Genomic DNA, 22487 nt, shown 5'->3' with positions numbered 1-22487 from the left:
TTGCCGCGCTGCCACTTCCTAACGCACATCTGGAAATTTCGGAAATTACGTGATGAAAATAAATAAGCCCGTCTCATTGAGGCGGTTGAAAATCGGTAATACCTCAACGAATTTTCTAAATTGTCTTTGAATCAGCCATTGATTCGGAACTCTCTGATATTCCGTTTTTGCCGTAGATGTTTAGATTTGGTTTGTCGGAACACAATCCGTTATATGTCGTGAGCGGTGTCTTAAAGCGGGCCAGTTTTGACGTCGCGTCGAAATGGACGTTTCGGCATTGACAAACACAAACCAATAACCAGGCGGCAACTTTGAACCTTCGAATCATGCTGGCAGACGATCACCCGTTTGTCCTGCTCGGTATCCGGGCCACGCTGATCGCGCATGGAGGATTCACAGTCGTCGGCGAGGCGACGAGCCCTTCTTCACTCGTCCAACTGATGGAGCAGGCGTCATGCGACGTGCTGGTCACAGATCTGACCATGCCGGATGCGTCGGGCTATGCCGACGACGGGCTCCGGCTCATCCGTCGCATACGAAGCGGCTGGCCCGACGTCCGTATCGTCGTGCTGACCAGCCTGACCAACGCGGCCATTCTCCGGTCCATCATGTCTGACGGGGTGATCGGCATGCTCAACAAGAGCGAATCGATGGACGAACTGGCCGCGGCCATACGGGCGGCGGGCACAGGGCGCTCCTACGTTAGCCGGTCGATTCTTCAGACGCTCGCCGAGGCGAGCGGCGAACCGCTGGGCATGTCGCCCATGCGTCATCTTTCACCGCGCCAGTCCGAGGTGATCCGCATGTTCGTGCGCGGCAAGTCCATCTCCGAGATCGCCCGCGACCTGGGGCGGGACGTTCGAACGGTTAGCCGTCAGAAGCGTGACGCAATGGCGAAGCTGGGCGTCAGCAACGATCCCGGTCTGTTCGCGTTCGTGCGTGCGTATGGTCTTGCGCCGGAAGTTATTCGGGATCACTAATAAAAATTCGGAGAAATCTTATGTCTACGGAAGGGTGGATGTCTGATTCTCAGCCGGCTGAGGGATCGCCGGATCTATACCAGGTTACAGGGCACAGGGAGAGACCACGCGTGAATATCAGGAAGGACGTGACACCGCCAATCCGTACCATCATCGCCGACGATCACCCGCTCGTCCTGCTGGCGATGGAAAATCTGATGTCGGGCTTTCCCAACATTGAGATCGTCGGCAAGGCAACGGACTCATCCGAGTTGTTCGCCGAGGCACAGCGTGTCAAGTGTGAACTTGTCGTGATGGATCTCTACATGCCGGGCGGCGTGCATGGTGACGGCGTCGAAATGGTGCGGCAGTTCAAGGAGCGTCACCCTGATGTCGTCGTCGTCGTGCTGACGATGGAAACTTCGGCTGACGCGGTGCAGAAGGTGATTGCGCTCGGCGTGGGCGCTGTGGTGAGCAAACGCGACCGCATCGATCTGATACATGTGGCGATCATCACTGCGTTGGCGCGCGAATGCTACGTTGGTCCCGCCATTCGCGCCTTGCTCGCCGACGCCACCTTGTCGCGTCGCGTCGACTATGTGAGGCAGGTGCTTTCGCGGCGTGAACTCGAAGTGCTGACCCACTATGCGACTGGACGTGGCGTGACCGAAATCGCACAGAGGCTGGGCCGCAGCGTCAAGACGATCAGCGCGCAGAAGTGCACGGCAATGCGCAAGCTGTCGCTGCAAAGCGATGCCGATCTGTTCCGGTTTGCCGTCGAACATGGTCTGGTCGCCGACGATCAACCCATTACGGCAGTCAGGACGGGCGTGCGAGGCTGACGCAGCGGAACTGCGGACGTAGTGAAGCGACCGTCCTCGAGGGGACGCTGTACGGCGACGGTCCATCAACAAGTACAGAACAAGATGGAAAACAAGATTCGCGTCATCGTCGCCGACGATCACGCGTGCGTACGCGCAGGCATCAGATATTTGCTGGAGCAGATAGGCCATGTGTCTGTGGCCGGCGAGGCGGACAGCACGCAGGCACTGGCCGAATTACTCGACTCCTGCGCGTGCGACGTCGTCGTGACGGACATCGGCATGCCGGGCATCGACGGCGAGAGCAATGCCATCCAGTTCCTGAGGCGTCTGTTGCATCACGCGCCTCATTTGCCCGTCGTGGTCCTCACGATGATCCATCAACCGTCCATCCTGATGGGCTTGCTGCAGCATGGCGTTGCCGCAATCGTCGACAAGCGCGACATGACCGCTTCGCTGGTTCACGCGATCGATGCGGTGCTGACCGGCCAGGGTTATCTGTCCGACCACGCGCGCGCTTCGATCGCCCGGGCGGGCGCCGCGCAGCCGCGGGCGGGTGTGATGAGCGCTGGCGAATGGAAAGTCTTCACGATGTACGTGAGCGGAATGACGATCAGCCAGATCGCCGTCCGGCTCAACCGCAGTGCGAAGACGATCAGCACGCAGAAGCGTAATGCGATGCGCAAGCTCGGACTCGAAACGGAAGCCGACGTGATCGACTACGCCTGCCAGATCGGCCTCACCTGATCGCATTTTCGGAGTTATCCGATTCTCCGGCCTGTTCGCGAAATCAACAATCTTCGGTTGGACTCGCGGATCGCGGAATCTAGCGCCTCGTCATTGTTTCGCTATGCAAAACAATTGCGACCGGGCGCTGCCGTACGGATCCGTCTCAACAGATCGTCGGCGCGGGGCAATTTCCGGAGGATGCATGTCAGGGCTGGGGAAGCGATTGATCGTGGAAGGCGCCGGGACGGCGTGGCTCGTGTTCATCGGGTGCGGCACAGCCGCGCTGAACACGGGCGCGCAAGGCTGCAGCGTCATGGCCGTGCCGCTCGCATTCGGCCTGGCGCTCGCTACGGCGACTTACGTGCTCGGACGCTTTTCGGGCGCGCATTTCAATCCCGCCGTCACCGTCGCTTTCGTGACGGCGCAACGCTTTCCCGTACGTGACCTCGCGCCCTATATTGCCGCGCAGGTACTCGGCGCGGCGGCGGGCGCCGCGCTGCTCATGTACATCGCCAGTGGACGTCCCGGTTTCGAGCTTGCAGCGAGCGAGTTCGGCGCGACCGGGTACGGCGATCATTCTCCCGCCGACTATTCGCTGCATTCGGCGCTGGCCGTCGAAATCACCATGTCGTTTGCGTTCGTGCTGGCACGCATGCTGGTATCGAAGGGCCGCTGGGCGAATCTGGTCGGACCGCTCGTCGTGGGCTTGTGGCTGATGCTGAGCTATGTTGTCGCGACGCCTGTCACCAATGCTTCGCTGAACCCCGCGCGCTCGACTGGTCCGGCGCTGTTCGTCGGCGACTGGGCGCTCGACCAGCTGTGGCTTTTCTGGGCGGCTCCGCTCGCAGGCGGCATGCTCGCCGGTCTGCTGCATTCGCGCGTTTTCGGCGAGCCGCGCGATATTTTTGCGCGGCGCCGCGCAGACCGTCGCGGCGAGTCGGCGTGAGCGCGCGCATGTACTGCTCATCCGTCCGGTCCCGATTTCATCACTATCCGACACATCGCACCGGGTGGACCCGTGTACGCCGGGCACTGTCAGTCGGCTTTGCCCTGTTGTTGATATTGCTCGGTGGTCAAACCGCGCAAGCCGCACTCGGCGAACATCCGTCCGGGTTCCCGGCCAGGCTCACGGTCGGCGTGCTCGCGAGCGGCTGGCCGCCGTTCGAGATGTTTCAGGACGGCAAGTACGCCGGCCTGAGCGTCGATTATCTGCGTGCAATCGTCGGCACCGACGTCGAAATCACGACGCAGACCTTTCCCGACATGAAGCAGTTGCTGGCGGCCGTCTGCGCGAATCGGGTCGACGTGGTGACGAGCATCGCGCGCACGCCGGAACGCGAGCACTGCCTGTCGTTTTCGGCGCCGTATTTCCGCGGATCGACCTCAGCGGTCACGCTGACGGGCAAGGCTGCGTCGTTGTCAGGTCAGACACAGGTGCAAGACGCGCGTGTCGCCGTCGAGCGCGGGTTTGCGCTCGACGCCATGCTGCGCGAGCGTTTTCCGCATGCCCGGTTCGATGCCTTCGACGACACACGCGCCGCATTGAGGGCGATCAGCCAGGGCCAGGACGATGTGTACTTCGGCTTCACGCCGGCAGTGCGTCACTACCTGGCCGATCCGGAATTCAGCCGGTTGGGCATTGCGTTCGAGGAAACAGGGCAGGTCAGCGAAATGCGCTTCGCCGTGCCAGTCGCGCGAAGCGATCTACGCGACAAGCTCGACCGCGGCGTTGCTACGCTTCAGCCCGATGACGAAGCCGCGATCCGGGCACGCTGGCTAGGCGGCAGTTTCGACGAACGGTCCGCATCGGCCGCGTCGAATCTCGTGCTGAGCCGCGACGAGCAGGCGTGGCTTCGTACGTTGCCGCCCTTGCCCGTTGGCTTCGACAGCGAATGGGCGCCATTCAGCACGCTCGACGAACTCGGCCGTCCGTCCGGCATTGCCGCCGACTATCTCGACTATCTGGGCCGGTCGCTCGGCCTCACGTTTCGTCGCGTGCCGGCAAAGGATTGGCCGGGCACGCTCGCCGCCTTCGAGCGCGGCGACATCGCGCTGCTCGCTACCGCCAACCGCAACGATCCCCGCCTGGACCGGGCGGCTTTCACCCACGCCTACGAAACCTGTCCGCTCGTCATCGTGGCGCGCGAAGCGGAACCCGCCGCACGCAGCCTGAGCGATTTCGCGGCGCGCCGCATCATGGTGTCCGTCCACAGCAAGGGAGCGGTGCCGTTCGCTTCGTATGGCGTCGCGTCGGCGCATGTGACCGTCGTGCCGAGACTCGACGCAGCGTTGAAACTTCTGGCGGCGGGCGGCGCCGACGCGCTCGTCGGCAACGCCGCGGAAGTCGATGCCGCGCTGACGGGGCAATACGCGGGCGTGCTGAAGATCGTGGGCACAGTGCGCGAGCCGGACTCCGTCGGCTTCGCGGTTCGAGCCGATCTTGCGCCGCTGGCGGGGCTGATCGACCGCGCGCTGCTGGCGATGCCCGCGTCGGAACACCAGCGCATCCGCCAGAAATGGCTGTCGGGCGCTGCCCGGCCCCGAGGCGGCTGGAGCGTGACTGCGCTGCGCCTGCTGCCCGTGCTGATTGGCATCGGCGTGATTCTGCTCGTGACCTTGCGTGCCTACATGCTGTTGCAGCGCGAAGTCGGCCGACGCGAGCGTACCGAGCGCGAGCTTGAGTCGCAACTGAACTTCCAGCAGACGATGATGGAGATGGTTCCGTATCCGCTCGTCGCCAAGGATCTGCAAGGGCGCTACATCGCCGTCAACCGCGCGTACGAAGAAGCGACAGGGCTCAGGCGTGAAGCGGTGATCGGCCGCACGAGCGCCGACGTGCACGCATGGGGTGAAGACAACAGCTTGCGTCTCGAAAAGCTGACGCGCAATGCGTTACAACGCGGTTCTGCTACGCAGATTGAATTGCAGTTCGAGAATCGCGCGGGCGATAGCCGGCACGGCCTTTTCTGCGTGTGCGTGTGCGACGACGCCCATGGCTCGCCGTTGTGCGTGCTCGGCACGCTCGTCGATATCACGGACATCCGTCGTGCCGAAATGCTCGCAAGCGAGACGCAGCGGCGTCTCGTCGACGTCACGAGTTCGTTGCCGGCCGTGGTTTTCCAATTGCGCCGCGGTCTCGATGGCGAGTACACGTTTCCTTATGTCGGTGGCGATACCGAACAGCTGCTGGGCTACGACAGTGCCGTGCTGATGCGCCGCGCCACGCTCGACTTCGGCACCATCTGCGCGGAAGACCGTCCGGGTGTCGTGGCGGCGCTCGAGCGCTCCTCGCAGTTGTCCGAGCCGCTGCACCTGGAGTTTCGTGTCGACTGCCCCGCCGAGCAGCGCTGGGTCCGCGCGGAACTCGTGCCGCGCCGCGAGGCGAGCGGCGCGACGGTGTGGAGCGGCTATTGGGTCGACGCGAGCATCGAACGGCTGCGCGCCGACGAACTGGCGCACGCGCGCGATCTCGCCGAAGCCGCGTCGCGCGCCAAGGACGACTTCCTCGCGATGATGAGCCACGAAATCCGCACGCCGATGAACGGCGTGCTGGGTCTCGTCGAAGTGCTCGAGCGTACGCGGCTGGACGCCGACCAGGGCGAAATGCTCGGGATGATTCATGAATCGGCGGGCGCGCTGCTGCAGATTCTCGACGACCTGCTCGACTATTCGAAGATCGAGGCGGGACGCTTGACCATCGAGTCCGAGCCGATCGACTTGCGCGATCTCGTCGACACGGCGGTTGGCCTGTTGGCCGGGCGTGCGCATGAGAAAGGTCTGAAGGTGCGCGTCGATATCGACCCGCAGGTTGCAGCGACGCTGCGAGGCGACAGCGTGCGCTTGCGGCAAATCCTGTTCAATCTGCTTGGCAACGCGATCAAGTTCACGCCGCAAGGCGAGGTCGATGTTCATGTGCAACTGGTGCAGCAGGACGCGTCCGGACAAACGGTCGAGATCACCGTCGACGACACAGGCATCGGCATCGCGCCCGACGTTCAGGCGCAGCTGTTCGAGCCGTTCGTGCAGGCGGAATCGTCGACCACACGGCGTTTCGGCGGCACCGGACTCGGGCTGACGATCTGCCGCAAGCTGGTCGCGCTGATGGGCGGCACGCTGTCGCTCTTCAGCACGCCGGGCGAAGGCACGCGCATGACGTTGCGTCTGCTGATGCCCGTCGACATGCAGCATTTCCGGGCAGGCGGATTGCGCGGCAAACGCGGCATCGTGTTCACGTCCGATGCGGCCGTCGCGACGGCGCTCGTCCACTTCGGCGCGGCGCTCGGCCTCGAGCTGCGTTGCGCGCGCGCGGCGGGGTTTCCCGCTGCGAACGCGGTGCAAAACATAGACCTGGTGTTCGTCGGCGATGGCGTCGCATTGCCCGCCGAGGTTGCGCAATCCGGCGCGAAGATCATCAGCCTGACCGAAAAGCCGAAGCCGACGGGCTACCGCATCGTCGACGACGCCGTGCGCGTCAGCATCAATCCGATTTCATGGCGCGGTCTGGGTGCGGCGTGCGCCGCCGCGCTGACGGGCCTTTCGCCGACGCCTGCGCGTCACCCCGGCGCAAGGGAAGCCGTCACCGCACCGCCCGATCGCGAGCGCGCGATTGCCTGCGGCCGGCTCGTGCTCGTGGCCGAAGATCATCCCGTCAATCAGGAGCTGATCCGTCATCAACTGGCGCTGCTCGGTTTTGCATGCGACGTCGTCAACGACGGCGCCGAGGCGCTCGAGGCACTCGATGCGACGCCATACGGCTTCCTGATCACCGACTGCCACATGCCGAGAATGTCGGGTTACGAACTGGCGCGCGCAGTTCGCGACAAGGAGCGCCTGACTGGCGCGAGTCTGCCGATACTCGGCATCACCGCGAACACGGCGCCCGAGGATCTGAACGCATGCCGCGAAGCGGGCATGGACGATTGCCTCGTCAAACCGACACGCCTCGCCACGCTGCGCGAGTATCTCAGCCGATGGTTCGGCGCGGATAGTGCCCGGCCTGCCGCGCTTTCGGTGCAAGGCGAAGCGGCTGCCGTTGCTGCGCAGCTCGCGCAGCCTGACAGCGCCGACGGCGTCGCGTTCGTACCCGTCGATCTGAGCCAGTTGACGCAGATCTGGGGCAGCGAATCGACGGTCAAGTCGTTGCTCGATGCGTTCGTGTCAGCGGTGCGCGACGATCTTCGCGCATTGCCGCCGCTTTTGAACGAGCCCGACGTCGAGGCCCTGCGTCAATGGCACCATCGCGTTGCGGGCGCCGTGGGCGTGTTGCAGTATCCGCCGCTGCTCGGCGTGCTCGAACACTATCGGCGCCAGTTGGCGAGCGTGCCGCCCGAGAAGTTGCGCAGCGAAGGCATCGCGCTTGTCCGCCTGTGCAACACGATGCTCGACGGCATCGAAGAGCAGGCGGCGCTGCTCGCCTGAGTTCGCGCGTCCCGTCCTGCTTCCGCTCGCTTCGCAAGCCTTTGCGTGACTGCGCATGCGTCACGCGCAGTACGTCGAATTGCACTAGTATGTGCTGGCGCATGAACTGGCATGGCCGAGGCATCACACATGCAGCGATGCCGGCGCGGCGCGCAAAGACTCGGAGAGAACAATGATTGCGATTCGAAAGCTGAGCATGGTTGCCGTGATGTGGGCGCTGGCGTCGGGCGTTGCGCTGGCGGACACCGTGGAACTGAAGGCCGATCTCGAGCCTTCGAGCGAGGTGCCCCCGCGCGTGAGCAAGGGACACGGCGCATTGGACGCTACGTTCGATACGTCGACGAAGACGCTCAAATGGACGGCCACTTACGAAAGTCTGTCCGGGCCCGTGACGATGGCTCACTTCCACGGTCCGGCGCCCGTCGGCCAGAACGCGAAGGTGCAGGTTCCTGTCGACAAGAGCGGGTTGGCGAGTCCGATGAAGGGTTCCGCCACGCTCACGGAGCAACAGGTCACAGACCTGATGGCAGGCCAGTGGTACTTCAACATTCACACCGCGCAAAACCCGACGGGCGAGATTCGCGGTCAGGTGCTGCCGGCGAATTAAACGAAGCAGGCAGGACAACATGATGGCCGGAACCGTCAGCAGCGGTTCCGGCCATTTTTCGTTTCAAACGATGGGCCTCGACAGGCGCGTCCGCTAGAAGCCGCCGTCGACCTGGCCGGGGCGAAAGCCACGTACCATGGGCGCTTGACCGTCGATGGAGAATGCTCCGATGAGTTGGCAAAGCGCCCTCGCGTGCTGGTTTCTGCGCCGTCAGTTTCATCCGCAGACACGACACCCGACCATCAGCGCCGAACGCGCGCGCAAGATGACGGCGAAGCGCGCCTATACGCCGCGCGTGCCGTCGGGCTGGACCTTGCACGAACGTTATGGCGAGCACGACGCGCCGCTGCGAGGCGAATGGCTGACGCGCGCCGACGGCAGGCACGCGGCCACGATTCTCTATCTGCATGGCGGCGGCTACTACTTCTGCTCGCCGCAGACGCATCGAGCGGCGTCGTTCGGCCTGGCGGCGCGCAGCGGGGCGCGCGTCTTTTCGCTCGACTACCGGCTCGCGCCCGAACATCCGTTTCCCGCCGCGCTCGACGATGCACTCGCCGCGTATCGCCGTCTGATCGAAGATGGGGCGAAGCCGAGGTCGATCGTGATCGCGGGCGATTCGGCGGGCGGCGGGCTTGCGCTCGCGACGCTCGTCGCCTTGCGCGATGCCGGCGGGCCGATGCCTGCGGGCGCCGTCCTGTTTTCACCGTGGACCGATCTCGCGGCCACGGGCGCATCGCTGCAAACCAACGACGGTGTCGATCCCATGTTCCATGGTCCATCCATCGCGCAGGCCGCGAAGCTGTATCTGGGCGATACACCCGCAACGCATCCCTACGCATCGCCGCTCTACGCGGACCTGAAAGGCCTGCCGCCCCTCTTCATGCAGGTGAGCAGCACGGAAGTTCTGCTCGACGATTCTCGCCGTGTCGCCGACAAGGCGCGCGTGGCAGGCGTGGATATCGACTTCGAGATCTGGCGCAAGATGCCGCATGTATGGCAACTCTGGGTACCGTTCATTCCCGAGGCGCGCCGCGCGCTCGATCTCGCCGCGCGCTTCGTCCTGCGCGTGACGAGCGAGTCGCGAGACGTTCAGCCGTCGAGCGAAACGTCGATCGCCTGATACGCGGCTTGCACGGCGTCCGTGCCGTACTGGCGTTCGAGCCGGCGCACCGTGAAGTGCCCGTGCGCGACCTGCTGGAAGTGATCGATGAACACCGTGTTGACCATCGCGCCGAGCACGGCGCCGATCGCGGGGATCGATTTCGCGGCAATCTGCTCGCTCACCTGCACCGAGAAGCGCGACGCGATCGTGTTCAGCAAGCGCAGCAGCGCCGCCGAGCCGTGCGTCGTGAAGCCCTTCGTCGCGATTTCCGACGAGGCCTTCGACACCGCCTGGGCCAGCGCGCCGCGCATGATGAAGTAGCCGTAGTCGGCATCGTCGTCGGCTTTCGAGGTGCCGCCCATGCCGAGCACCGTCAGACACTGCAGCTGCGTGTCGACGGACGCCAGATCCTCGGCCTCGCTGCGCGCGATATCGCAGATCGAGCGGAACATCAGCGTCGTCGTCACGGGCAGTTCCACGGGTAGCGCGAACAGCCCGAACGCGCCGCCCGCCGCGCCCGTCGTCGCGACGGCGAACTTGTGCAGCAGATTGCTTGGCCGGTCGCTCACGCCCAGCGGCGCGCCGCCCATCGGTCGGCCTAGCGTGCGCAGCGCGATCTGCAGGCATTTGCGCAGCGCGAGCTGCGTCGCGTCGTTGACCTTGTCGCTCGCGATGGACGGCATCCGCGAGATCAGCTTTTCCATCGGCGCGCCGACGATGCTGGCGAGCTTCATCGTCAAAGCGGGACTTTCGAGTTCGTGTTTGGCGCGGCGCAGTGCCGTGAGATCGTCGGCGGAAAGCGGCGCGGCGGCGAGCATGACGGGTTCCATGAGTCTCCCTGACTTCGACAGATTGAGTTTTTCGATGCATCCGGGGCAGCGGCTGCGTTCGAATGCACGCACATTTAGAGCCATCCCGCATGGTATGATTCCGTATCGTTGACTCGTCAACAGTTGTTTCATCAAAAAATGGCCGTGCATACCGCCGCCCATCATTCGAGTGGGCAAGTTTTACCGTTCCGCGAGTCGCTGCTGGCGATGCTGGGCGTGTCGTTCGTGTCGATGCTCGTCGCGCTCGACCAGACGGTAGTCGGCACCGCGCTGCCGACGATCGTCGCGGATCTCAAGGGTTTCGAACTCTACGCGTGGGTCGCGACGTCCTATCTGCTGACCTCCGTGATCACCGTGCCGATCTTCGGGCGCCTCGGCGATTACTACGGGCGCAAGCCGTTCGTGATCGCGTCGATCATCGTCTTCACGGGGGCTTCCGTGCTCTGCGGCGCGGCCAATAACATGCTGTTTCTGGTGATCGCGCGCGGTCTGCAGGGCATCGGCGGCGGGATGCTGGTCGGCACCGCGTTCGCCTGCATTCCCGATCTCTTTCCCGACTCCGTCGTCCGCCTGCGCTGGCAGGTACTGATGAGTTCCGCGTTCGGCATCGCCAACGCCGTGGGCCCGTCGCTCGGCGGATTTCTGACGCAGTACTACGGCTGGCGCTCGGTGTTCTATGTGAATCTGCCCGTCGGACTGCTGTCGCTGCTTTTCGTGTGGCGCTATCTGCCGCATCTCCGGCATGTCGTGCACGAAGGCAAGATGCGGCTCGACTGGCCGGGCGCATTGCTGATCGCGCTGTCGCTCGGCAGCTTGCAGATGTTCGTCGAACTGCTGCCGAAGCATGGCGTGACGGCATCGGCCATCGGCTTGCTGGTGGTGAGCGTCGCGTGCGCGATCGCACTGTGGCAGTGGGAAAAGCGCTTCCCGCAAGCCATTCTTCCCGTCGACATGTTCCGTAATCAGAGCCTGTCCGCACTGTTCGTGCTGGCCGTGCTCGGCGGCTTCGCGATGTTCTCGCTGCTGTTCTACGCGCCGTTGCTGTTCCAGGGCGGCTTCGGCATGACGCCGAACGAGGCGGGGCTCGTGATCACGCCGCTCGTCGTATTCATCACGATCGGCAGTATCGCGAACGGGCGCGTCGTGTCGCGCGTTCCGAATCCGAACGTGATGCTGTTCATCGGCTTCGCGCTGTTCGCGGCGGCGTCGTTCGGCGTGGTCATCGCGACGCGCTCGATGCCGCACTGGCTGCTGATGCTGTTCATGACGCTCGGCGGTCTCGGCCTCGGCTTCGTGCTGCCCAATCTCACCGTGTTCGCGCAGCAGACGGCGGGCCGCCAGCATCTCGGCATCGCGACGGCGCTGCTGCAGTCGCTGCGCATGATCGGCGGGATGATCGGCACGGCGCTGACGGGCACGCTCGTCACGCATATGTACGCGAGCGGCGTGCGCAGCGCGCTCGACGGCGATCACGCGAGCCAGTGGTTTGCCGATCTCGGCGATCCGCAGATTCTCGTGAATCGCGACGCACAGCAGACGCTACTGAGCGAGCTGGCGAGAGCCGGGCACAATGGCGCGCTGCTGCTGGAATCGGCGCGCGAATCGCTGGTGGGCGCGATCCATATTGGCCTCGCGCTCGGCGCGATGGTGGCGCTGTTTGCGATCTGGCAGAGCCGGCGCGTGCCGCCCGTCAAGCTGCGCCAGCAGGTCGAGCCGGTCGTCCATGTAGACTGACGGACGTTTCAAAGCTTTAGAAGAAAGATCATGGAAGAACAGGACCGCGTCGCTATCCTTCATCAGTTTGGCCGCACGTATCGCGCGTTCATGTCGGCGTTCGAGGGCCGCGTCGGCCATCCGATGCCGCGCTGGCGCATTCTGCTCGCGCTGCACGAGCAGGCGGGCGAGTCGTCGCAGAAGAAGCTGGTCGAGCGTCTGCGTATCGATCCCGGTGCGCTGACGCGTCAACTGAAGTCGCTCGAAGCGATGGGCTGGATTGCGCGCAGCATGGACGAGCGCGACAACCGCATCACGAACGTGAAGCTCACCGCGGAAGGACGCGCGGCCATCGAAGCGAGCCTGCCGAACCGCAATGCGTTCCTGCACGACACGATGGCGGCACTGCCCGACGACGTGCTGGCAGGTCTGTCGGGCGCACTGACAATGCTGGAAGCGCGCATCGGCGAGGTCGCGGCATCTGCATCGAACGATGCGGAGGCCGCGGAAGCCGGACGTTGAGCAAATGAAAAAGCGGCGCTCTGCAGTCTCACGCGCAGCGCCGCCTTGATCGAGCAGAGATCGAAGAAAAATCAGAAGAACGTTTCGATCACTTCCGTCACGCGATACGACGGATCGAGCACCAGCACCTGACGCCATTTGTCGAACGTCAGGCACGGATGCGAGATGTCGAACGCGATCATGTCGCCGACTTTCAGATCGGCGCCTGCGGGAATCCGCAGATACGCATGCTGATCCATCATGCCGAAAATCTCCCAGCCTTCCGTGCCGGCGATATCGCGCGGCGCCTGCGTGCCCGGACGATAGTGCTTCGCGGGTTCGGGATAGCCGGCGTCGAACGCCGAATCGCGCTTGCCGAGGCCGATGATCGCGCGGTCTGGTTCGGGAATGGACTGCACGTAGGCCCACAGATGCAACGCGGGCAACAGGCCTTCGCCCATGCGCTTCGCGACGGGGTTGCGCTTGAAGATGTCCGTCTGCGCCTTGCGATAGATGCCGACGTCGTGCGTCAGATAGCAGCCGGGGCGCAGCACGATTTCGATGCGGTCCTTGCGCGAGGCCTTGGCGAATTCCTCCGCGACGACGTCGTACCAGGCCGAACCCGCGCCCGACAGCACGGCCGGCGTGCGCGCAAAGCGGCCCTTGTCCGACAGTTCGAGCGTGAGTTTCACCGCGCTGCGCAGGAAGTCGCGCACTTCCTGTTCTTCCTTCAACACGCCTTCATACAGTTCGATGCCCGCGAGCTTCAGCGAATCCGGATAGCGCGCGATCGCGTCGAGCACGGCTTGCGTCTGCGCGTCGTCGCGCACACCCGTGCGGCCGCCCGGCACGCCGAGTTCGACGAGCACCTGCAACTCTTTCTTCACCGAGCCGAAGAACTTGCCGAGCTGCTCGACGCCTTCCACTGAATCGACGAGACAGAAGAACTCGAAGTCGGGATCGCTCAGCAGTTCCGCGATCATCAGCATGTTGCGCTTGCCGACCAGCTGATTCGCCATCAGCACGCGCGACACACCGCCGTGATAAGCCGCGCGCACCTGATGCGCGGTAGCCAGCGTAATGCCCCATGCACCCGTTTCGATCTGGCGGCGGAACAATTGCGGCGCCATCGTGGTCTTGCCATGAGGCGCGAGCTTCACGCCATATTCGGCGACGAACTTCTGCATCCAGTTCAGGTTGTGCTCGATACGGTCCGCGTACAGGACGGCGGCGGGCAGACTCACGTCTTCGTCGAGGAGATTCCATTCGAGACGCGCTGCGTCCGAGAGCTGGATGCTCGTGCCCGGCACGTTGCCCAAGCCCTTGCTATAAGGGTCGATCGTCGCTCCCTGATAGTTTGTAACTTTCATGTCATCCTGCTCCATCGGCCAGTTAAATCGAATCGAAGTTGACTTTCGTATGTTACCGAAAGTACGATGGTTGATGAAATGTTATTTAGTACCACAGGTGCCGCGGTCGATGTTACCGGTGCCGCGTGGTGCGTGAGAGCCATGAATTCCACCGCCGAACCCGTTGCTTTCGACATCGTCGCGCGCATTGCCGAATGTGCGCCCGAGTTGCGTTCGGCCGAGCGCAAGGTCGCGGCACTGATTCTCGACGACCTGACGGGCGCGTCGCGCGCGAGCATCGGCGCGTTGGCCGAGCGGGCCGAAGTGAGCGTCGCGACGGTCACGCGTTTTGCCAAGGCAGTCGGTTGCCGCGACGTGCGCGAACTGAAACTGCGCCTCGCGCAGGCGGCGGCAGTCGGCCAGCGCTTCCTGCAGACAAGCGCGCCAAACGACGACACGCCCGAGCCGCTGGCCACGCGCGTGTTCGACGAGTTGCAGACGGCGCTCACGCACAACCATCAGCTGCTGTGTCAGGCGCCCATCGCGCAGGCGGCGGCCGTGTTGCGCGAAGCACGCATGATCTACGTGTTCGGCATGGGCGGCGGCTCGACCGCGCTGGCCGACGAAATGCGCTTCCGTCTCGTGCGGCTGGGCCGGCCCGTCGCCACGTATCAGGATGGTTTGCTGCAGCGCATGGTGGCGTCGACGGTCTCGCGCGATACCGTGGTGATCGCGCTGTCGACGACGGGCCGCGTGCCGGAGATGGTGGATAGCTGCAAGATCGCGCGCAGTTATGGCGCGACGCTGATCACTGTGACGGCGCCCGCGTCGCCGCTCGCGAAGCTGGCCGACTGGGTGATCCCCATCGTCGCGTTCGAAACCGACTTCATCTACAAACCGTCGTCGTCGCGTTACGCGATGATGATGGCGCTCGACGTGCTCGTCACCGAACTCGCCTTGAGCCTCGGCGACGAGAGCCGCGAACTGCTGCGCCGTATGAAGCATGCGCTCGACGCGCATCGCGGCGGCGGCGACCGACAACCGCTAGGAGACTGATCCATGCATTCGCACCCCGAAGCCGCCGATACGCTGATCGTCGGCGCGCAACTGTACGACGGCACGGGCGCGCCGCCCGTCGAACGCGACGTCGCATTGCGCAATGGGAAGATCGCCGCAATCGGCAATCTGTCGAACTGGCTGGCCGAAGAGGTGATCGAGGCCAACGGCCGCGCGCTCGCGCCGGGCTTTATCGACGTGCACACGCACGACGACACGCACGTGATCCGCTCGCCGCAAATGATGCCGAAGATCACGCAAGGCGTGACGACGGTGATTGTCGGAAATTGCGGCATCAGTGCGTCACCCGTTTCGCTGAAAGGCGATCCACCCGATCCGATGAATCTGCTCGGCGCGCGCGACGCGTTTCAGTATCCGACCTTCGCTGCGTACGTCGACGCAGTGAATGCGGCGAAGCCTTCCGTGAACGTGGGTGCGCTGATCGGACACACGGCGCTGCGCAACAACCACATGGACCGGCTGGACCGGGCGGCGACGGCACAGGAAATCGACGGCATGCGCACGCAGCTCGAAGAAGCGCTCGCGAACGGCGCGCTCGGCTTGAGTTCAGGGCTCGCGTATGGCTCCGCTTTTGCTGCACCGACAGAAGAAGTGATGGCGCTGGCCGAGCCGCTCGCGGCGTCGGGCGCGCTGTACACGACGCACATGCGCACCGAGTTCGACGCGATTCTCGATGCGATGGACGAGGCCTATCGCATCGGCAAGCATGCGCGCGTGCCCGTGATCATTTCGCATCTAAAGTGCGCGGGGCCGTCGAACTGGGGGCGCAGCGTCGAAGTGCTGGCATCGCTTGAAGGCGCGCGGCAGTTTCATCCTGTCGGCTGCGACTGCTATCCGTACAACCGCAGTTCGTCGACGCTCGACCTCAAGCAGGTGACGGGAGATATCGACATCACGGTGACATGGTCCACGCCGCATCCCGAGATGGCGGGGAAGCTGATCAAGGACATCGCCGCCGAGTGGGGCGTCACGCAGCAGGAAGCGGGCAAGCGTCTGCAACCCGCGGGCGTCGTGTATCACAACATGTCCGAAGAGGACGTGCGGCGCATCCTGTCGCATCCCGCGACGATGGTCGGTTCGGACGGGCTGCCGAACGATCCGCTGCCGCATCCGCGTCTGTGGGGCGCGTTTCCGCGCGTGCTGGGTCACTATGCGCGCGATCAGAAGCTGATTCCGCTGGAAGACGCGATCCGCAAGATGACGAGCCTGTCGGCGCGGCGTTTCGGCTTGAAGGAACGCGGCGAGGTGCATGTCGGCTATCACGCGGATCTCGTGCTGTTCGATCCAGCGCGTGTGCGCGATGTGGCGACGTTCGACAAGCCGCAGCAGGCGGCGGACGGTATCGACGCGGTGTGGGTAAATGGCGTGCTGTCGTATCGCGATGGGGTGCACACGGGCGAGCGTGCGGGAAGGTTCATCGCGCGCGGAGCGACGCCGGCGTCGCGCGCCGAGATGACTGAAGGTTTCTGACTGATTTTGCGTCCGCATGGGTTGCGGACGCGCTTACCGTTACAGGAGTTGAACGATGAAGCGTTATGGCGTCGAAGGTGGCAAGGGCACGGGCGGACAGGTGATGCCGTTCGCGCGCGCGGTCGAAGCGGATGGCTGGCTGTTCGTGTCGGGACAGACGCCGATGGAAAACGGCGAAGTGATCAATGGCGGAATCGTTGAGCAATCGCACAAGGCGATTCAGAACGTGATGGCGATTTTGACCGAAGCAGGGTATGGGCCGGAGCATGTCGTGCGGTGTGGTGTCTGGCTCGATGATGCACGGGACTTTGCTTCTTTTAATAAGGTCTTCAAGGAGTACTTCGGGGCTAATCCGCCTGCGCGGGCATGTGTTGTGTCGTCGATGGTCATCGACTGTAAAGTTGAGGTTGACTGCGTCGCTTATAAGAAGCCTGCGGCTTAAGGTTTTTATCGCGCTCGCTGGCATCCGCGTTTTCATATCGGCGCTGCACGCGTTGCCCCTGTGCGGGGCGGCACCTACTTTTCTTTGCAGCGGCAAAGAAAAGTAGGCAAAAGAAAGCCGCTCACACCGCCAATCCTTCTTCCTGCCTGCGGGCCCCCCACGGGTCCCGCACTCCACACGGCAACACGCTATTCCAGGTGCGTTGCCAGCGCCTTTAACACGCGCATCACCCACTCCAGTCACCCGTAGGCAGCCAGCGGCAGCGAACAGCCTGCGCCGCCCAGGTGGCAAACGGTGTGTAGCTTGTCGCGCCGGTTGCGTTGGCGCTCCTACGACACCGATCCTGCTTTTCAGTCCGGAGTGGTGCACTTCCGTCGCGACGGCCTACACACAGTTTGCCACCTGGGCGGCCGTGGACCGCCTGGTAACGCGACCCGTGACGTGGGAGTGTGAAGTGGGTGAGGCGTGCAGTTAGCACGCTGGCAACGCACGTGAGACGGTGCGTTGCCGTGTGGAGTGCGGGACCCGTTGGGGGCCCGCAGGCAAACACAAGGATTGGCGGTGTTAGCCCGCTTTCTTTGCTTAGGAAGGTCTGAACAACCCGTTTTCTGCCTGGGATCTTTAACTGGCACGCGCGCAGTGGAATTCGCGTCCTCATTCACGCTGTGTTGAACCGATGCCGGTCGCATCTTGCGCATGGACGCTGCGCCTTTGGGGGGCGTCTTCGCCCTTCATTTCGCTTTACCGAGCACCCCGCGAGCCAGCCAGAGATTGATCAGCGCGAACTGCGTTTCGATCTGCGCCGTGTTTTTCGCCAGTCCCCGATACCGCGCCTTCAGATAGCCGAACTGACATTTGAGCACCCGAAACGGGTGCTCAACCTTCGCCCGCACGCCCGCCTTGAGCCGCTCGACTTTCTCGTAGATTCTGTCCAGCCGCTTGCTTTTGTCCAGCTTTCTTCGCTTGCTCGGCCTCATCGCCACGTGCCACTGGACCGCCCCCGTTTCGCCTCGCTTCTCGATGCCCACGTAGCCCGCATCGGCAAACGCAACCTGCTCGTCGCCGTGCAACAGTTCATGCGCCACCGTGACGTCGTGAACATTCGCCGGCGTGCACTTCACGGTATGCACCAGCCCCGACTCCACATCGACTCCGATGTGCGCCTTCATACCGAAGTACCAGCTACCGCCCTTTTGCGTCTGGCTCATCTCGGGGTCTCGCGTGCCAGCCTTCTTCGTCGAACTGGGTGCCGAAATCAGCGTTGCGTCGACCGCCGAGCCCACCTTGAGCATCAGGCCCTTCGCCTGCAGGATCTCGTTGACCGTCGCCAGCATTCTGGCCGACAGCTCATGGGCCTCAAGCAGGTGCCGGAATCGCAGGATCGTGCTCTCGTCAGGCAGCCGCGTCATACCCGTGCCCAGCAGCGCAAACTCCCGATACAGCGGGATGTCGTGCAGCGCCTCCTCCATCGCCGGGTCCGAGAGGCTGAACCATTGCTGCATGAAGTGAATGCGCAACATCGTTGCGACTGGGAACGGTGGGCGGCCGGTCTTGCCTTTCGGATAGTGCGGTTCGATGAGCGCAATCAGCTTCTGCCACGGCACCACGCGCGTCATCTCATCGAGAAACTCGCGCTTGCGAGTGCGCTTCGTTGACAGATCCAGACCAAGACCAAGTTGTGTCATCACGCCACTCCATGAATTCTCCTGATCCCAGGATAGTCCAAGCTCACGTCAATGCCAGGACTTTTGCAGAGATTCCCTTACTTTCTTTGCGGCGGCAAAGAAAGTAAGTGCCGCCCCGCACAGGGGCAACGCCTGAAGTACAGATACGAAATCGCGGATGCCAGCGCAAAAAGCAAAAAACAGAAAACAAAAAACAAAAAAACAAAAAACCCAGAACAGCGACTGCGTCGCAGACAACAAAAACCTATTGCCGCGCAGTGCGCAAATTATCCGGCATAGGCAGATTAAAGTTCGTCCGGAACGGATTAATATCGAGCCCACCGCGCCGCGTATACCGCGCATAAACAGCCAGTTTCACAGGCTGACAAACCTTGAGCACATCGAGAAAGATCTTCTCGACACACTGCTCATGGAACCCGGTATGGTTCCGATACGAAATGATGTACCGAAGCAGCCCGGCATGATCGATCTGCGGCCCGACATAGTGAATCTGCACTGAACCCCAATCGGGCTGCCCCGTCACAGGACAATTCGACTTCAGGAGATTGGAGAACACAGTCTCTTCGACAGGCGCTTCATCGAGCGCCGCCGACAACAACGAAGCATCCGGCAGATACATCTCGGTATCGAGATCGAGCCGATCGAGAGATGTCCCTTCGAATTCATCAAGCCCTAGCTTGGAAAACTCCGCCGGCGGATACAGATGCAACGACACAGACGACCCGCAAGCAGCGGAAACATCCCGCTTGATGGTATCGCGTACGACTTCAATGGAATCAAACGACGTGTGCGCAAATGAACCGAGATAAAGCTTGAACGACTTCGACTCGACAATATTCGGCGAGTCCGCCGGAACATAAAACGTCGCAATGGCGATCTGCGGCTTGCCGCGCGCATTGAGCCACGACAGCTCATACGCGTTCCAGATGTCGGTGCCGAAGAACGGCAGCGTCGCGCCAATGCCGATCTGGTCGCGCGCATTCTTGCGTGCGATCGGGAAAAGGAGCGACGCGTCGTACTGTTCGGTGTAGCTGGACGGCTTGCCCAGCGGAGATTGTTCGGGTGTCATGATGCGTTCACGATGCCACTCACGACATGCCCGATCGCTGTCACGTCACGGGCCGACTCGCAGTGGCGAATTTGGTCGTCGAAGAAAAAATCCGGCTCGAACTCGCGCAGAAACGCGCCCTTGTCGAGCCCGCCAAGAAACATCGCTTCGTCGATTTCGATGTCCCAGGCCATCAATGTGCGGATCGCACGCTCATGCGCGGGCGCCGAGCGCGCCGTCACCAGCGCGGTGCGAATGTGCATCGGCGCGGCTTCGTCGGCCAGCGTCTGCAAACGATGCAGCGCCTTCAGCAAAGGCTTCAGCGGTCCGTCGGCGAGCGGCAGATCCTTGTTGTCGGTCTCGTGACCGACGAACGCGCCCAGCCCATCCTTCTGAAACACGCGCTCCGCCTCATCGGAAAACAGCACGGCGTCGCCGTCGAAGGCAATGCGGATTTCGTCCGGATACTTGCCCGCCATTTTCGCCGATTCGGGCAACACGCGTGCGGCAGGGAAGCCGGCCGCCAGCGCGTCGCGCACGTCGTCCTGATTCGCAGACAGAAACAGCGACGCATTCAGCGGCTTCAGATACGCAAACGGCGCGCGGCCGCGGGTGAATACGCCGCGCTCGATGGCCAGCCCATGCTCGCGACAAGAGCTGAACGCGCGCAAGCCGCTAATGGGATCGCTGCGCGACAGAATCACCACTTCCACGCGATGCGCGCCCGTATTCAGCGCCAGCAGCTTGCGAATCAGTGGAAATGCGACGCCGGGCTTGGCGGGCACGTTCAGCCGTTCGCGCTGCAGCGTTTCGTACGCACGCAGATCGCCGTCCTCGTACACGCGGTTCTCTTCCTCGAAATCGAACAGCGCGCGCGAGGAGATCGCCACCACCAGTTTGTCGTTGAGCGAAAAAGCCATGCGCGAAGCTTAGGCGAGGAACAGGCGGTACACCGGGTTCGACGTCTCTTCCCAATACGGATAGCCGAGCGACGCGAGGAAGCGTGCAAACTCCGCATCTTCCGCCGACGGCACCTGAATGCCGACGAGAATCGAACTGTAGTCCGCGCCCTGATTCCGGTAATGGAACAGGCTGATGTTCCAGTTCGGCGCCATCGACGACAGGAATTTCATCAGCGCGCCCGGACGCTCCGGAAACTCGAAGCGGAACAGGCGTTCGTCGTGCGCGAGCGGCGAGCGGCCGCCGACCATGTAGCGGATATGCTGCTTCGACAGTTCGTCGCCCGTCAGATCGACGGTCGCGAAGCCGTGCTCCTCGAACGTGCCCGCGATCTGCGCCGACTCGCCGCGGTTGCGGATCTGCACGCCGACGAAGATATGCGCGGAATTCGCATCTGCAATGCGGTAGTTGAACTCGGTGACGCTGCGCGTGCCGACCAGTTCGCAGAAGCGTTTGAAGCTGCCGCGCTCTTCGGGAATCGTCACCGCGAACACGGCCTCGCGCGCTTCGCCGACTTCCGCGCGCTCCGCGACGAAGCGCATGCGGTCGAAGTTCATGTTCGCGCCGGACGTGACGGCGATCAGCGTCTGATTCTCGATGCCTTCGCGCTCGGCATACTGCTTCGCACCCGCAACGGCCAGCGAGCCCGCCGGCTCCAGCACGCTGCGCGTGTCCTGGAAGACGTCCTTGATCGCGGCGCACAGCGCGTCGGTGTTCACCGTCAGCACTTCATCGAGGTATTGCTGGCACAGCCGGAACGTCTCTTCACCGACGAGCTTGACGGCCGTGCCGTCCGAGAACAGGCCGACTTCGTTGAGCGTCACGCGCTTGCCGGCCTTCAGCGATTGCGCCATCGCGCAGGAGTCGTCCGTCTGCACGCCGATTACCTTGATCTCCGGGCGCACCGATTTCACGTACGCCGCGATGCCCGCCGCGAGACCGCCGCCGCCGATCGGCACGAAGATCGCGTGGATGGGCGCCTGATGCTGGCTCAGCACTTCCATCGCGACGGTGCCCTGGCCGGCGATCACGTATTCGTCGTCGAACGGATGCACGAAGGTCAGGCCGTGCTCTTCCTGCAGCGTGACGGCGTGCGCGTAGGCGTCGCTATACGACTCGCCGGCCTGCACGACTTCGACGGTCGGGCCGCCGTGCGCGCGCACGGCGTCGACTTTGACCTGCGGCGTCGTCACGGGAACCACGATGATCGCCTTCACGCCCATGCGTGCCGCCGACAGCGCGACGCCCTGCGCATGATTGCCCGCCGAAGCCGTAATCACGCCGCGCGCGAGCGCGTCGGCGGGAATGTGCGCCATCTTGTTGTACGCGCCGCGCAGCTTGAACGAGAAGACGGGCTGATTGTCTTCGCGCTTCAGGTAAATCGGGTTGCGCAACCGTGCGGACAGATTCCGCGCATATTCGAGTTCGGTCTCACGCGCGACATCATAGACGCGGGCGGTGAGGATTTTCTTCAGATAGTCGTGGGAGGCCATTCTGGGCGCGCGCCGGGGCGCTGGTTACTGGGGGAAAGGGGTAATGATAGCGCTAAGTGTCCTCGCGGACGGTGTTGGCAATGGTGTCGGGGGTGTCGGGGTTCGGGTCTTGCTGGCATCCGCGGTTTCGTATCGGTGCTTCAGGCGTTGCCCCTGTGCGGGGCGGCAGTTACTTTCTTTGCCGCCGCAAAGAAAGTAACCAAAGAAAGCGGCTTCAAACCTCCGGTGCCGGCCCGGTTGGCGCTGCGGCACACCGTCGTTGAGCCGTCGCGCCACCCACTTG

Annotated in this window: 18 protein-coding genes; 12 read left to right on the top strand and 6 right to left on the bottom strand. The window is 63.3% G+C overall.

The annotated features are described in order from the left end of the window. The first annotated feature begins 326 nt into the window (after positions 1 to 326). The 7 genes from FRZ40_RS09225 to FRZ40_RS09195 all read left to right on the top strand — a co-directional run bounded on the left by FRZ40_RS09225 (position 327) and on the right by FRZ40_RS09195 (position 9654). Positions 327 to 980 carry a response regulator gene (locus FRZ40_RS09225; RefSeq protein ID WP_028364987.1) on the top strand — a complete coding sequence of 218 codons (654 nt, stop codon included), beginning with the start codon at positions 327 to 329 and terminating at the stop codon, positions 978 to 980. 110 nt (positions 981 to 1090) lie between these two features. Next, complete coding sequence (locus FRZ40_RS09220) at positions 1091 to 1801, top strand: response regulator (protein WP_028364986.1); 711 nt, start codon at positions 1091 to 1093, stop codon at positions 1799 to 1801. Positions 1802 to 1885: 84 nt separating this feature from the next. Beyond that, positions 1886 to 2527 (top strand): response regulator, encoded by a 642-nt coding sequence (locus FRZ40_RS09215; protein WP_147233934.1) that lies wholly within the window; start codon positions 1886 to 1888, stop codon positions 2525 to 2527. Between the two features lie 184 nt (positions 2528 to 2711). Beyond that, entirely contained in the window at positions 2712 to 3455 is a 744-nt protein-coding gene (locus FRZ40_RS09210) for an aquaporin (protein WP_147233933.1), read from the top strand. 8 nt (positions 3456 to 3463) lie between these two features. Next, on the top strand, positions 3464 to 7927 hold the full coding sequence (locus FRZ40_RS09205; protein WP_147233932.1) for an ATP-binding protein: 4464 nt from the start codon (positions 3464 to 3466) through the stop codon (positions 7925 to 7927). Positions 7928 to 8099: 172 nt separating this feature from the next. Next, entirely contained in the window at positions 8100 to 8534 is a 435-nt protein-coding gene (locus FRZ40_RS09200; RefSeq protein ID WP_028364982.1) for a CHRD domain-containing protein, read from the top strand. A gap of 169 nt (positions 8535 to 8703) precedes the next feature. Then, a complete protein-coding gene (locus FRZ40_RS09195) occupies positions 8704 to 9654 on the top strand; it encodes an alpha/beta hydrolase (RefSeq protein WP_147233931.1) in 951 nt (316 codons plus the stop codon). On the opposite strand, the gene FRZ40_RS09190 is transcribed toward FRZ40_RS09195, so the two are convergent. After that, the gene (locus FRZ40_RS09190; protein ID WP_147233930.1) at positions 9624 to 10466 is read right to left on the bottom strand and encodes an EcsC family protein; all 843 of its coding nucleotides are present in this window, start codon (positions 10464 to 10466) and stop codon (positions 9624 to 9626) included. The two genes, FRZ40_RS09195 and FRZ40_RS09190, sit on opposite strands and share 31 nt — an antisense overlap. Positions 10467 to 10604: 138 nt before the next feature. Between FRZ40_RS09190 and FRZ40_RS09185 the strand changes: the two genes are divergently transcribed. Further along, positions 10605 to 12200 (top strand): MFS transporter, encoded by a 1596-nt coding sequence (locus FRZ40_RS09185; protein WP_147233929.1) that lies wholly within the window; start codon positions 10605 to 10607, stop codon positions 12198 to 12200. 30 nt (positions 12201 to 12230) lie between these two features. Beyond that, positions 12231 to 12701, top strand: coding sequence for a MarR family winged helix-turn-helix transcriptional regulator (locus FRZ40_RS09180; protein WP_028364978.1), 471 nt, complete (start codon positions 12231 to 12233; stop codon positions 12699 to 12701). A gap of 71 nt (positions 12702 to 12772) precedes the next feature. On the opposite strand, the gene FRZ40_RS09175 is transcribed toward FRZ40_RS09180, so the two are convergent. Next, on the bottom strand, positions 12773 to 14050 hold the full coding sequence (locus FRZ40_RS09175; RefSeq protein ID WP_028364977.1) for an amino acid deaminase: 1278 nt from the start codon (positions 14048 to 14050) through the stop codon (positions 12773 to 12775). A gap of 141 nt (positions 14051 to 14191) precedes the next feature. On the opposite strand from FRZ40_RS09175, the gene FRZ40_RS09170 reads away from it, so the two are divergent. From FRZ40_RS09170 to FRZ40_RS09160, 3 genes are read left to right on the top strand one after another with little or no spacing between them, the layout of a single operon-like run. Then, positions 14192 to 15085 carry a MurR/RpiR family transcriptional regulator gene (locus FRZ40_RS09170; RefSeq protein ID WP_028364976.1) on the top strand — a complete coding sequence of 298 codons (894 nt, stop codon included), beginning with the start codon at positions 14192 to 14194 and terminating at the stop codon, positions 15083 to 15085. Positions 15086 to 15088: 3 nt separating this feature from the next. Beyond that, a complete protein-coding gene (locus FRZ40_RS09165) occupies positions 15089 to 16576 on the top strand; it encodes an N-acyl-D-amino-acid deacylase family protein (RefSeq protein WP_028364975.1) in 1488 nt (495 codons plus the stop codon). A 55-nt stretch (positions 16577 to 16631) separates the two neighbouring features. Next, positions 16632 to 17018 (top strand): RidA family protein, encoded by a 387-nt coding sequence (locus tag FRZ40_RS09160; RefSeq protein WP_028364974.1) that lies wholly within the window; start codon positions 16632 to 16634, stop codon positions 17016 to 17018. A gap of 731 nt (positions 17019 to 17749) precedes the next feature. Here FRZ40_RS09160 and FRZ40_RS09155 read toward each other — a convergent pair. The 4 genes from FRZ40_RS09155 to ilvA form a co-directional block, all read right to left on the bottom strand. Then, complete coding sequence (locus FRZ40_RS09155; protein ID WP_147233928.1) at positions 17750 to 18703, bottom strand: IS5 family transposase; 954 nt, start codon at positions 18701 to 18703, stop codon at positions 17750 to 17752. Positions 18704 to 18947: 244 nt separating this feature from the next. Beyond that, a complete protein-coding gene (gene queF, locus FRZ40_RS09150) occupies positions 18948 to 19772 on the bottom strand; it encodes an NADPH-dependent 7-cyano-7-deazaguanine reductase QueF (RefSeq protein WP_028364973.1) in 825 nt (274 codons plus the stop codon). After that, on the bottom strand, positions 19769 to 20671 hold the full coding sequence (locus tag FRZ40_RS09145; RefSeq protein ID WP_028364972.1) for a 5'-nucleotidase: 903 nt from the start codon (positions 20669 to 20671) through the stop codon (positions 19769 to 19771). Before FRZ40_RS09145 ends, queF begins: the two co-directional genes overlap by 4 nt. Positions 20672 to 20680: 9 nt before the next feature. Beyond that, a complete protein-coding gene (gene ilvA, locus FRZ40_RS09140; RefSeq protein WP_028364971.1) occupies positions 20681 to 22204 on the bottom strand; it encodes a threonine ammonia-lyase, biosynthetic in 1524 nt (507 codons plus the stop codon). Between the last annotated feature and the right edge of the window lie 283 nt (positions 22205 to 22487).

The organism is Paraburkholderia azotifigens (assembly GCF_007995085.1).
Lineage (GTDB): Bacteria > Pseudomonadota > Gammaproteobacteria > Burkholderiales > Burkholderiaceae > Paraburkholderia > Paraburkholderia azotifigens.
This window is presented reverse-complemented; position numbering and strand designations above follow the sequence as displayed.